Origin of the sequence: Dapis purpurea BLCC-M126 (assembly GCF_050015975.1) — a bacterium.
In the GTDB taxonomy this organism is placed as follows: domain Bacteria; phylum Cyanobacteriota; class Cyanobacteriia; order Cyanobacteriales; family Microcoleaceae; genus Trichodesmium.
The window spans coordinates 36,382-50,294 of sequence record NZ_JBNHER010000119.1; the positions used below are offsets into that span (position 1 = coordinate 36,382).

At 37.6% G+C, this 13,913-nt stretch carries 7 protein-coding genes; 3 read left to right on the top strand and 4 right to left on the bottom strand.

Features of this window, described 5'->3' with window-relative positions:
- Positions 1 to 369: 369 nt before the first annotated feature.
- A complete protein-coding gene (locus tag ACP6PL_RS11010) occupies positions 370 to 912 on the top strand; it encodes a response regulator (RefSeq protein WP_426545302.1) in 543 nt (180 codons plus the stop codon).
- A gap of 846 nt (positions 913 to 1,758) precedes the next feature.
- On the top strand, positions 1,759 to 2,853 hold the full coding sequence (locus ACP6PL_RS11015) for a bifunctional heptose 7-phosphate kinase/heptose 1-phosphate adenyltransferase (RefSeq protein ID WP_426545303.1): 1,095 nt from the start codon (positions 1,759 to 1,761) through the stop codon (positions 2,851 to 2,853).
- Positions 2,854 to 3,298: 445 nt separating this feature from the next.
- Here the strand turns inward: ACP6PL_RS11015 and ACP6PL_RS11020 are convergent, their stop codons facing one another.
- Positions 3,299 to 3,880 carry a PEP-CTERM sorting domain-containing protein gene (locus tag ACP6PL_RS11020; RefSeq protein ID WP_426545304.1) on the bottom strand — a complete coding sequence of 194 codons (582 nt, stop codon included), beginning with the start codon at positions 3,878 to 3,880 and terminating at the stop codon, positions 3,299 to 3,301.
- 169 nt (positions 3,881 to 4,049) lie between these two features.
- Here ACP6PL_RS11020 and ACP6PL_RS11025 point away from each other — a divergent pair, with 169 nt between their 5' ends.
- A complete protein-coding gene (locus ACP6PL_RS11025) occupies positions 4,050 to 7,160 on the top strand; it encodes a hybrid sensor histidine kinase/response regulator (protein WP_426545305.1) in 3,111 nt (1,036 codons plus the stop codon).
- A gap of 796 nt (positions 7,161 to 7,956) precedes the next feature.
- Here ACP6PL_RS11025 and ACP6PL_RS11030 read toward each other — a convergent pair.
- From ACP6PL_RS11030 to ACP6PL_RS11040, 3 genes are all read right to left on the bottom strand, one after another.
- The gene (locus tag ACP6PL_RS11030; protein WP_426545306.1) at positions 7,957 to 8,592 is read right to left on the bottom strand and encodes a vWA domain-containing protein; all 636 of its coding nucleotides are present in this window, start codon (positions 8,590 to 8,592) and stop codon (positions 7,957 to 7,959) included.
- A 191-nt stretch (positions 8,593 to 8,783) separates the two neighbouring features.
- On the bottom strand, positions 8,784 to 10,058 hold the full coding sequence (locus tag ACP6PL_RS11035; RefSeq protein WP_426545307.1) for a M16 family metallopeptidase: 1,275 nt from the start codon (positions 10,056 to 10,058) through the stop codon (positions 8,784 to 8,786).
- A 680-nt stretch (positions 10,059 to 10,738) separates the two neighbouring features.
- The coding region (locus ACP6PL_RS11040) for an SdrD B-like domain-containing protein (RefSeq protein ID WP_426545308.1) at positions 10,739 to 13,913 on the bottom strand (3,175 nt) is incomplete at its 5' end.

Here is a 13,913-nt window from a genome sequence, read left to right on the forward strand (position 1 = left end):
CGTTCCGAATGCTGTCGCAAACGCGTAATTAGGAGCATGACAAACGGAAATTGCCCGTACAGGAGTCAGAATTTTCAAGGTTTTCAGCCCAAATTAACTATTATTGAAACTGTCACGACCAATGCGCGGATTGCTATAACAGTGACCAGAGTGGTTAAGAGATTATCACTCATCTCAAATTTAGTTCGTGCTGGGAATTTAACTTCTGACTTCTCAATTATGACTTCTGACTTCAACTATAACTTTCTGGGTTTCTATATTTACAACAGGTGAATATTAAAGCCAAGATTTAGCTATACTTATGGCTGACTATAAGAATATAGATAAGATTAATTTGAAAACACCAACTCATCACTGGAGGTGCTAGTCGTGGCAGGACACAAAATTTTAGTTATTGATGATAGTAAAGTAATTAGAGTAAGAGTCCAAGAAATGCTTCCCCAAGGAAACTTTACTGTTATAGAAGCAAAGGACGGCCAAGAGGGACTGAAATTTATTGTTAAGGAACGTCCTAACTTAATTATGTTGGATTTTTTGCTGCCTAAAGTTACTGGTTGGGAGGTGTTCCAAAAAATTCAATCCGATTCCAAGTTAAAAAAGATTCCTTTAGTTCTCATGTCAGGTCGAAAAGAAGAGGTAACGGATAAAATTCCTGAACCTTTTGATAAACATTATTTTGCTTTTCTAGAAAAACCTTTTGAGAAAAAAGAATTAACTGCGGCTATTAAATCTGCCTTTGATTTGGCCAAAAAACGTCCTGCTGACCTGCAAGCAGAAGTTGCTCCTTCGGGTGGTGGTTCTAACGAGATTCAAAAGTTACAAGCTCAAGTTAAGAAAATGGAAGCTGAAATTGCGGCATTGAAAAAACAAATGACTCAACTTGTGACTATTGTAAAACAAAAGTTGAAGTAGTGGAATTAGACATTAAGTATTGCTTATTGATTACTCTAATCTTTTTTTTTCAGTAATATTTACAGCCTATTCCATACTTGAAAAACTATTTAAAAAGCTAGTGCCAGTATACTTCATAAACCACCAAATGTGCTGTATTTATTTTGGGCATTATTTATCTTGACATACTCCCAATCATCACAATTGGGAGACAAAACACTCTACTGATGTAATGTCTGGCAAATTAACTATCATAGTAGAGACCTTATATAGAAGGTCTCTAATCTATTTCTTTTTTATCTATTTTTTAATTTTTTATAAATGATTTAGGGTTGCTATAATTTCGTATCAAGTCTTCTAATTACGCGCACAGATCCCTATCTTTTTATTAACAGGAATTAGGCATGAGGCATGAAAAAACTACAATTTGAGACTGCTTCGCTGTGGGTCACAATCACAGAAAATACCTTCTAAGTCCTCATTAAGTGCAGTTTCCATACTCAGAAGTCGAGTTTATTTATAAATCAATCAAATATTTATGGTCTGCTCCGACCTAACCGGACTTCTCTACCTCAGGTATAGCAGTACGTCCAACTTAAAAGTTAAAAGTAATCTCTCCATGAGTTTTCGCTGCCCAAATGCTCTGCAAAAAAAATTTACCAATGTCCGTGCCCTAAATGCGTAGTACTATATATTTTCTTAAGTCCAGATTGATCTATTAAATGCTATAAGAGATTTATTATGGTTGTTTAAGCTGAAACGATATGAGTACTCTTACTCAAATAGGTAGGATTCAAGTCAACTCAGATTGATGTTACAGTAATTGTTTAACCCTACTCCTTCTCCTGAGTCAAAGAAAAATAAATTATGGTACTAGATTCAGAATTTATCGCTCAACTTAAAACTTTTACCCCTCGACTACTGAATTTACTCGCAGGTTTTTATCAAGTTGAAGTGTTAGTAGTGGGAGATTTAACCCTGGATGAATTTATGACTGGTCAAGTTGAGCGCATTTCTCGTGAAGCACCAGTATTAATTCTGCGTCACGAAACTACGGAGCGAGTACCTGGGGGTGGAGCCAATGCGGTTTATAATTTTGCTAAGTTGGGTGCTAAAGTTAAGGTTGTTGGTTTGTTAGGAAAAGACGATCAAGGTATTGCACTGCGTCATATTTTTGAAACTGCTGGAGTTGATACTACTGGAATTTTAGTTGACTCTAACCGCCCTACCGTGACTAAAACTAGAATCTCAGGTCATGCTCGTCAGTCTGTAACTCAACAAATTGTTAGGATAGATCGGAAATCTGATGATTTGCCAGAATTTGATTTGCAACTGCAACTAGCGGAGTGTATTCAGCGAGAAGTTGGTACAGTAGATGCAGTAGTTTGTTCCGACTATGGAGATGGTGTTCTAACAGCACCAGTTTTAGAAGCAGTTAGATCTCATTCTCAAAGAACTATTGTAGATACTCAGAAAGATTTACAACGTTACAAGGGTGCAACTCTATTTACTCCTAATCTTCCTGAAGCGGAGAAAGCTGTGGGATATGCAATTACTAATTTTGATACTCTTTATCAGGCAGGGTGTGACTTGTTACAGTTAACAGATGCAGAGCAAATTTTAATTACTCGTGGTGAGGAAGGAATGAGTTTGTTTGATCGCATAAATAGTTCAAGTGCTAGTTTAAATGCACCCTCACCTTCTTTTACTATTTCTGATACTGGTGATGCTAAAATATATTGTTGGCATATTCCTGCTTTTAACCGGACTGATGTTTTTGATGTTACTGGTGCTGGTGATACAGTTGTAGCTGCTTTAACTTTAGCTTTGGGTGCTGGTGCTTCTACTTGGGAAGCTGTAGTTTTGGGAAATTTGGCTGCTAGTCTGGTGGTGCGTAAATTTGGAACAGCAACTACAACAGTCGATGAACTTAGAAATGCTTTGGAAGCATTGGTTAGTTAGGTGTAGGAGCAAATATAGCGAAGAGACAAACCTGATATTTCTCTCAACTACTAAACTGGTATCAAATCTGAATAATATCATGTGCCCCCTCCGGGGGAGCTACGCTAACGCATAATCACTTATAATAAAGTATATGGTTTGTAGTAGGGCTTCAGCCCTATCTACAGTTGGGGCTGAAGCCCTACTACGAACTGTAATTATAATAACTATTTAACCGCAATTCGTAGCTCCCCCGAAGGGGGCACATAATATAATTACTATACCCAAGTCGTCAACAACTAGAATGGAAGGAAGCAATCTCTCACCACCCCCGAGATTGCTCCCTTTTGCTCACTACCGACGAGTTTTCAAACTGATTATATATTTAGGTCAACTTTTTGCACCTACAAAGTTCTTCAACAAAATAACTACAGTATTACCTCAGCTATTAAAATTACCTCAGCTATTAAACTTGTTCTTTTCGTTTAACAACTAATCCTAACCCACCAACAGCTAGAATACTAAAAATAGTTCCAGGCTCAGGAACTGAAGTTAAAGTCTCAGTAATAGTCGCTACAGAATCTTCATAAGTGTAACCTCCTGCTAATCCCAATTGACCGGCAAAAGTGATTTCTGAGGCATTTCTGTCTAGAATATATCTGGGAGCATCAGCAGCAATACCAAAATCAATTGATAAATTCCAATCTGAGGGCGAAGAAAGGTCAAAACTAATATAAGGGCTTGGACCAAGACCAAAAGGTAGGGATGTGGGCAAAGTTGAATCAGGGTCTAAATCTAAACCCACTCCATCAACGCTAATTTGCCAATCTTCTAGAGTTCCATCTTCTGAGAAAAGGACAAAACCTGAATAGTCGCTATTGCCAGGTGTGGTATCTTCGAGTAGGGGGCTAACTCCAATTAGGCTAAAATTCCCTTCAAACTGTTGTCTGATTAACTGAGCATTAGCTGCAGGTGAAAAAAAGAAGCTGACAACAGATATTCCTAGAGCTACTTGGATAGGTAGCTTTTGTAATAAAGTTTTAATCATTGTTTATACAATCTTAATTTATTAGGTTTTCTTGAAAAAAGATTAGTTGAGATTCTTCAACTGTGCAACACATCTATAATTTTGATGTATAATATAAGATTTAATTATTTAAAGATATATATTTAACTCAAAGTACTTCTTTATCTGAGTTATAAGCTAAGAATTAAAAATGAATTATTTTCCTGAAGAACTCTATAATAACTTACCTTGTGGATATCATTTCCTAGATAAAAATGGGATCTTTATTGGCATTAATGATACTGAACTCCAAATGTTGGGATACAGCCGAGAAGAAGTTTTAGGGCACAAATTTTCCGACTTTATTACTCCTGAAAGCTTACCAACATTTCAGAATAATTTCCCAATTTTGAAACAGGGAGGTTGGGTTAACGATCTTGAATTTCAAATGCGCTGTAAAGATAGCTCTATTCTGCCCATAAGTTTGAGTGCAACAGCTATTGAAGACGAAGTAGGGAACTACCTAATGAGTCAGTCAGTAGTTATTAATATTAATAAACGTAAACAAGCAGAATTAACCTTAAGTGAGTCAGAAGCAAAATATCGTAAGTTATTCAATTCAATTGACCAAGGGGTGATTTTCTCCGACGTGATTTTTGACAAAAATGACCACCTTGTTGACATTCTTTATGTAGAGGCAAATACTACTGCTAGGAAGATGAATGGCCAACAACTCCCTGGTCGATGGACGAGTGATATCATTCCCGATTTTGAACATGATTGGTTTGAAGTCTTTGCTCATGTTGCTCTTACTGGTGAAGCGGTTCGCATGGAATTACCCGATGCCCACCTTAACACCTGCTACGAATTCTACATCTTTAGACCGGACAACGATCGCAAAAAAAGAGTAGTATTGATTTACAAAGATATCACAGAACGCAAGCAAGTAGAACAAGAACGGGAGCGCTTTCTCGCAATTGGTTTGGATTTACAAGTGATAGTAGGTAATAAAGGATATTTCTATTGGGTTAGCCAAACTTGTGAGCAAATACTTGGCTGGACAGCTGAGGAAATGATCTCCTGTCCATGGACTGAGTTTATTCACCCTGAAGATATCAAGGCAACTATCACAGAAGCCGCAGATTTGTTTGCGGGCAAGATAACTCTCAACTTTGAAAACCGCTATCGACACAAAAATGGTTTCTACCGCTGGTTGTTGTGGAGAGCATCCCCATACCCTAAAGAGCAAATATTATATGGTACTGCTGTTGATATTACTGAGCGCAAAGAAGCAGAATTAAGACTTCAGCAGCAAATAGCAAGACAGCATCTGATCGCTGAAATTACTGAAGCAATGTACCAAAGCTTTGATATTGAGAAAATATTACAATTTGCTGTCGAAGGATTGCGACAGTTACTACAAACTGAACGGGTAATTATCTTTCGCTTTGATCCAGACTGGTCAGGTATAGTAGTTGCTGAATCGGTTGTTTCTGGTTGGACTTCTATTTTGAAGTCAAGGATTACCGATCCCTGTTTTACGGAAGATTATGTTGAACCCTATCGCCAGGGTCGAGTATATATGAATAGCGATTTTATTAGTTCTGATGTTGAGTCATGCTACAAAGAACTAATGGCGAACTTCCAGGTAAGAGCGACTTTAGTGGTGCCTATATTAGAAAGAGAAAATTTGTGGGGTTTAGCGATCGCTCATCATTGTTCCGCTCCTCGACAATGGCAAACTGAAGAAGTTGAACTACTGCAACAATTAGCAACCCAGTTGGGGATTGCTATTCAAAAGTCGGAACTATATCAAAAAAATGCTGAACAAGCAGCTTTAATCGATATTGCTAGCGATGCAATTTTTGTTCGCGATTTGTCGAACAGAATTTTATTCTGGAGTCAGGGAGCAGAACGCTTGTATGGTTGGAAGGCAGAAGAGGTTATAAATCAAGTAGTCCAGGAGTTATTTCATGGAGAGTCTTTAGCTCAACTGGAGACTGCTCTGAAGATTACACTTGAGCAAGGTAATTGGAATGGAGAACTCAGACAACTTACGAAGAAGAGTCAGGAAATCATCGTGGAAAGTCGCTGGACATTAATGCGCGACCAACAGGGTAATCCCCTATCAATTCTGATGGTTAATACCGATATTACTGAGAAAAAAGAATTAAGCCAGCAACTACTACACGCTCAACGTTTAGAAAACATAGGAACTTTAGCGGGAGGAATTGCCCACGACCTCAATAATATTTTGACTCCTATTTTGGGCTTTGCTCAACTTTTGCCATTAAAGATTCCTAATTTAGATGAATCAAGTTTGAAACTTCTGAAAATAATTAGAAACAATGCCCAGCGGGGTGCTGATATCATTAAACAAGTGTTGCTGTTCTCACGGGAAATTGAATCGCAATGGGAATTAGTAAACTTAGCTCAAGTGTTAGAGGAAGTTGTCAACTTAATCAGAAGAACTTTTCCCAAATTAATTGTTATTGAAAGTTATATTTCACCTGAATTGTGGCTAGTTCAAGGAGATTCTACTCAACTACATCAGGTATTAATGAATCTCTGTGTTAATGCCCGAGATGCTATGCCAGATGGTGGCAAGTTAGTCATCTCTGCTGAAAATCTGAGTTTAGATCGGCAATATTCTTGCACAAATTTAAATATAGAAGTTGGCAATTACATTTTAATTACCCTAACTGATACGGGAATAGGTATTCCTCCAGAGATAATCGACCGCATTTTTGATCCTTTTTTTACTACTAAAAAACCAGGTCAAGGGACAGGATTAGGTTTGTCTACGGTCATAGGTATTGTCAAAAATCATGGTGGTACTATTCAGGTTAAGAGCGATCGCCGTTCTGGCACTCAATTTAAGATTTATCTGCCTGCATCAACAGAAATAGCAGCAACTGAAACTATAACTGTGGAGACTGTACCTTGGGGGCAAAGAGAATTGATTTTAGTTGTTGATGATGAAACTCCAATTAGAGAAATTACCAAAGCTACTTTAGAAACTCACAACTACCGAGTTATTACCGCTAATGATGGTATTGATGCAATCGCTGTTTATGCCCAACATATTGAGGAGATTGAGGTAGTGTTGATGGATATAATCATGCCCGAAATGGATGGTTTGACTGCCATGCGTGCCTTGAAAAAAATTAATCCCAATGTCAAGCTAATTGTTACCAGTGGACTAGCAACACAAGAGAAGATTTCCGCAGCAAAATTAATTGGGACTAAATCTTTTTTGCCCAAACCCTACACAGCAGAAAAGTTATTGTTGAATTTGAATGAAGTTATCGCTGACGATTAAGCAATTGAAAAGTTTTACGTTTACTGTTAGAAAAAATATTTATTAAATTAAGTTTCTGTTGTTATCCCAGGCGAGATCAATGTTTGTTATAAATGGTATATTTAAGCAAGAAGTAAGAACGAAGAAGGAATTAATTAAAAAAAAAAGGGGAAAATGATAGATATAGCTGTCTAAAATGAATTAGATCGGCTCTTGTTAAGGATGCACTTTTTGTATCATTCTTATATGAAGAAAAACTCCCTCATCCCTATCTTACCGAATAATTAATAATTATTAATTAAATAATTCAGCTTTATTAGCCTCCCCTTTCAAGGGGAAAAAGCGGTCATTATAAAATCTCAAAAAAAAGTGTACTTTTTTCTACAAGAAATGGCTCAAAACTTCTCCCAGCTTTCATATTTTTAAGGTTTTTTGATCCACTTTTACATCAAAGGTAAAAAACATACCCAAGTCATTTCTCCTAAACTCCCTACACTACAACAGCATAATTAGGGTTTGCGCTCAAAAGTTTTATGGGTAAGGGTAGGAGACAGGAGATAGGAGACAGGAGAAATGGGAATTATAGGGGAGGTACTCGAAAAATTATTCCTCAATTTTTCTGCCATAATCATCTCATGCATACTAACTTTTTGCAGCTCTATCCACCAAAAAGCTGTTACTTTTTTCAACTAAAAAATGCTCAAGTCTTTATCTGTCAATACTTTCATGATTAATCAGCAAGCCCTAATTATAAAAAACATACTCTTGTAAGCTCCTTCCCATTCTCTATTGCCTTATTTCTGATTCCAGTGTTTTGCTAATCAACCAAGGCATGAATCAGAATATCTGTAAGAGATTGTTGCTTAATTTCATACCATAATTTTGTATCTACAATATCACATTTTGCACCAGCATCAACAAGATTATCATCAAGGTAAGTTAGATATTCTTTTGTAGTTGGGTCTTCTCCTATCTGTAAAAAACTAATTCCTAATTCATAACTATTTTCTGTACCTGGAATCAAATCAATTTTTTCAGTGGCATTCATAATTAGATCGATCAGAAATTCTTGCTCGTTAGATATTTTGTCTACTAATACTAAGATAGTATCTCCATTTTTAGTTTGCTTTGCATCTCTGCGCTGAAAATAGTCATCAAGAGCATCTTGTAAACTACTTACTAAATCCATTTTTTCGGGAGGATTTTTGAGTTGAAATAGTTGGGCTAATTTTATGACTTCTGTATTGCTATGCTTGATAAAAGGACTAGATGCAAAGTAAACTGTAATTCCATCATGATCTAATAATTGACAATGTTTTGCTAAATTAATTATTTTTATTTGCGCTGCTACCCAATGTTCATAATACTGATAGGAAGAAGACCAGCTTTCAGGGCTTCTGGCAAAAATAAATGTGTAGTCTCTATTTTTCAGTAATGAATTGTTATCAGACATATACTTTCTACCTAGAATTTTAGTCAGGAACAATTAGTCTTTTGTACTATTATCAAAATAGTAGCAACCTGAATTGATATATGTCTATTAAATTAATCTGAAATTACATAAAATTTTGATTTGAACAGAAATTAAACTTATTTTAACAAAGTTTGATAGTCATACAATCTTATAGCAAAATTAGCCGTTACCTAGTTATAGTTAGGTATTAATACTGTTGCTGCATAGCGATTTGGAGATAGGTATTTTTCTGCTAAATTTAGTAATTCTTTTGGCTGAAATTCGGCTATTTTTTGTGGATAAGTTACTGCTAGCTCTGGGTTAGCTATAGTAAAATAATAGCCATAAAGACCTGCTAACTGTCCTGGACTTTCAGTGGAAAACGCATAATCATTACATAATAAACGTTTACACCGAGCTAGTTCTACCTCAGAAATATTCAAAGTAAATAACTCATTGAGGCGATCGCAAATCCTCCCTTCTACTTCTGGAATATCTTTTGGTTCTAGCATAGTGCTAATTGTAAACAAACTTGAGTCTTGCTGTAAGGAGAAATTACTACCAATTCCTTGTACTAAACCTAAATCTTCTCGTAATTCTCTGACTAATCTAGAAGTTCTTCCCTCTGCCAACAGCACTGACAGCAAATCTAAGCCATAAGCGTCATCTAATTGTTCTACTCCTGGTCCGATCCAAGCCATTGTCAGGCGACTTTGTTCTAATCTTGGTAAATGTATTTCCTGACGACGAACTTCAGTTATTAATGCTTCTCCTTCTATTTCTACTTGCGGACAATCAGAACATTTTGGCGAAAATTTTTCAAAGGCTGTACTAACTAATTCTATGACTTGTGTTTGCTCTACTCCCCCAACAACTACCACTGCCATATTTTCTGGTTGATAGTGATAACGGTGGAAACAACGCATTTCATGCACTTCTCGCTCTCTCAACAGTGCTTCCTTCCCCATCACTGAACGTCCGTAAGGATGATCTTGGTAAACATTTTCCATTAATGCTTGAAAACCTACGTCATCTGGAGTGTCTTGTGATTGGCGAATTTCTTCAAGTACAACTTCTCGTTCTCTGGCAAATTCTGATTCTGGTATGGAAGCTCGCAATAACAATTCTGCCAGTGCGGGTACTATTTCTTCTATATATTTAGCTGCAGTGGTAATAAAAAAGTGAGCATAGTCATGGCTAGTAGCTGCATTTGTTATTCCACCACGGTTTTCAATTATTCGATCAAATATACCGGGACCTAATTTTTCTGTTCCCTTAAAAATCATGTGTTCTAGGAAATGAGCCATACCTGACCAGCGATCGGGTTCTTGCCTAGCGCCTGCCCTTACCCACACATCTACAACCACTACTGGAGTGGCTGGAACATACTGATGAATAACTGTTAGACCATTATCTAGCTTTACTATATGAGCTGGACATTTAGGACTAGAAGTTGCTATAGACAATTGTTTTAGTAAAAAAATTTAGTCTAGTTTCTCCATATATATTTTAAAGCTTTCTCATGGGGCAATTTGTTAAATTTAATACTAATATTATGTCTCTTTAAATACCTACTGGACTGTTTCATCTTATAGCAGTTTTCATTAATATAGAGTACAGAGATTTGGGTTGAAAGGAAGAAGGAAGAAGGAAGAAGGAAGAAGGAAGAAATTTTGTAGTCTACCTTTGTGAAAACCGCTATAAATGTTGCATTAGAAAATGAGGGGATGGGGTGATGGGGTGATGGGGTGATTATGAGAAAAGCGCTTTGCACTATTTTAGGTGAAACAATCCACTACAATAAAAATTTTACGGAACAGGAAATACGTCGTAGGGAGTAGGAGAAAACCTGAACAATTGCTGATTATATCATGTCCGGATAATTAGTGATCAAAAAAACTTTCTTATTTTTATACTTTCTTTCTGCTCTCTTCCCTCCTGACTCCTGACTCCTGACTCCTCCCTCATTTATTTATAACTATTCAACCGGACATGATATGACTGAGTGCTGAAAGCTGAAAGGTTGAAAAAAAGCGTAGTCAAATCTCAAATAATGATTGACTACGCTAAAAATTTAATTTTTAAGTTAAACCTCAGTTTTTATCCTGAGTTCTGGTATTATCCAAATACTAAATAAATCTGGATATTATATACGAATATTACCAATGTTCACACCAGGAACATCAACACCACCAAATGTGCTGATGAAGATTGGTCCACCAGGATTATCAGAAGGAACAGTTTGATTAAATATTGCTGCCTGCTCTGGGTTTAGGTCTTGCCGAATTGTATAACTAGCATCTGCTAAGTTTGAGAAGCCATAGTTACCATTGGCATCACTAGCAACAAATATTTCATCAGCATCTCGAACAGAGTTGTTATTCTGATCGAAATAAACAACAATACCACCAATACCCGGTTCACCTGCATCTATGAAACCGTTGCCATTGAGGTCTTCAAAAGTTACCCCACTAATACTACCAATACCTGTAGATGGTGGTGGTGTTATACCTGGAGTAGTGCTATTACCAAAGTTGACAAAGTTAGCATCATCTCCTGCAAATAGTGTGACAGTTGGGTCTTGAGTAGTTTGGAATAGACCTGGTGGTGGCACCTGTCGAACTGTATAAGTACCAGGTGGTAAATCTGTAAAGTCGTATACTCCCAAGGAATCTGTAACCGTCTCACGTTCCTGATTGTCAAGGATTAAATTACCGTTGCGGTCAAGGAATACGGTAACACCAGGAATACCATTCTCTCCTGGATCTATTAGACCATCACCATTAATATCGTTGAAAACAATACCACCGAGATCTACAACAGGAAGCACCGCAGGTGGGAGATTTGTTGGATCGTTGGCAAAGTTAATAAAGTCAGCGTTATCACCTGCTGCCAGACTGATTATTACAGGTTGTGGAGCTGTAGAGTCCGTGAAACCAGGTAGTGGTTCCTGACGAACAATATAAGTTCCTGGATCGATATTAGGGATTTCATAGCGACCAAATTGGTCAGTGAAAGCAAATCGTTCGTCATCATCTCGCTCCCCATTTTCGTTAGCATCTATGTAGATAGTAGCATTAGGCAATTGAAGTTCACCTGGATCTGCTTGACCATCGCCGTTATCATCTACAAATGCAATACCAGAAATATTAGCACGGCCAGCAGGAGGAAGTACCGGAGACTGACCAAAATCAATTACGAGGTTAGAATTCTCAAACTGGTCAACAGTAATTGTCAGATCCGTTGGAGTTGTAGCAATAAAGCCTTGTGAAGTTGCAGTTGGATCGTTTGGATCTGTAATAACATCTCGTGGAATCAGTCGTAATGTGTAAGTACCTGGTAGAAGACCAACAATTGCATAGTCTCCGTTAGTATCTGTGAAGGCATTAGGCTCAATAAATGAGTTATCAAGAACACCATTTTCGTTCAGATCGACATAGATACGGAAACCAGGAACACCTCTTTCTACAAATTCATCAGGGTCAAGGATTCCATTACCATTAGCATCGTTAAAGTCTTGGATACCATTACTGTTAAAGTCTTCAAAGACATTTCCAGTAATTAGAGTTTGCGGTTGATTCCCAAAGTTATAAACGGTACTGAGACCATCACCAACAGTTATCAAAGCTGTTGGAGTTGTTTGAATGAAACCTATGCGATCAATAATTTGTAGAAGCTGATAAGAACCTGAATCTACATCAGACACATCTAGACCAAAAGTACCACCAGGACCACTAATTTGATTTGGTTCAAAGCCTTGTATCTGACCATCTGCTTTTGTGTCTAGGAAGACTTCAACACCAGGTAAACCAACTTCCCCTAATAGAGGTTCAAATAGTCCGTTACCGTTGTTGTCAGCAAATACAATACCACTAACAGTATCTTCCTCTGGTGATGTAACGTTAACACCTACATCAATATCAAATAAACTTTGACCAAATGGAAGGTTAATTGGATTTGGTGAGATATTGGGATCTTCTGGTGGTGGCACCTCACCAACAAAAACAGTAATAATTGGGTGAGTCGCAGTTAGGAATAAGTTTTCTTGGAGAACAACATCAACTGTGTAATTACCAGGGGTTACACCATTAAATGTATAACGACCATCAGGATCTGTGAAGGTTTCAGGCTCGTCTAGATCGAGTATACCATCGCCATCTAAGTCTTCGCCTTCATTTAGTACCCCGTCACCGTTGAGGTCTTCGCTGCGATCCAGTTCTCCATCGCCATCTATATCTAGGAAAACTTGAGCTGTAGGAATACCTGCTTCAGTGAAGACTAAACCATCAAGTATACCATTACCGTTGAGGTCTTCACCTGGATCTAATATCCCATCACCATTTAGGTCTTCAGCGCTATTGATAAAGTCCCGAATTCCATTGTTATTCTCATCAGTGAAGATGAAACCACTAATACTTGTGTTCGGGTCAAAGATACTGGTATCACCAAAGTTATAGACAACAGTCTGACCAGGAACAACGGGAACTAAAGGAGTAGGAGTAGTATTAATAAAACCAGGAGGTGGTGTTTCTAATACTCTGAAGTTTCCTGGAGGTAATGTAAACCGATATTCCCCATTAGGATCTGTTCTGGTAACAGGTTCATTAGCTTCTGGGAAACCATTACGATTAAGGTCTACAAAAATTTCGACATCTATGAGTCTTGGTTCGTCAGGACCTGCTAAACCGTCTGCATTGCGATCATCAAATTTAACGCCAGTAATTGTACCTCGGGCATCTGTATCTATAGGGGGAATTACAGGAGGTATTCCTGGATCACTAGGTTGGTTTCCAATATTGACGAAATCAATATTGTCACCCTCAGCTAAGTTAATTATTGGATCAGGAGTAATTTGGGTGAAACCTGCTTGCTGAACTTCTCTGACTGGATAAGTATCAGATGGTAAATCGTCAAAGCTATAGCGACCATCTGCATCAGTAATAGATGTTGGTTCACCCGTGTCTAGAACTCTGTTGTCATTAAGGTCGAGATAAATAGTGAATCCAGGAAGACCAGGTTCATCAGGATCTATTGCATTGTTAGCATTGATATCACTAAATTTAGTACCAGCAATTCGGCCTGTTCCTGTTACTTGACTAGCAGTTATTATGGCATCATTTGTTGCTGTTGTCACAATTTCATTACCGGCATTCTGATTAATATCACCAGTAGCAATATTTGTGACAGTATCAGCACTATCTGTTGCTTCTGAAGTTGTTTCTGCTTCTGGCGCTGGCTCTGGAGTTGGTTCTGGTTCTGTAGGTGTTTCTGGTTCTGTAGGTGTTTCTGGTTCTGTAGGTGTTTCTGGTTCTGTAGGTGTT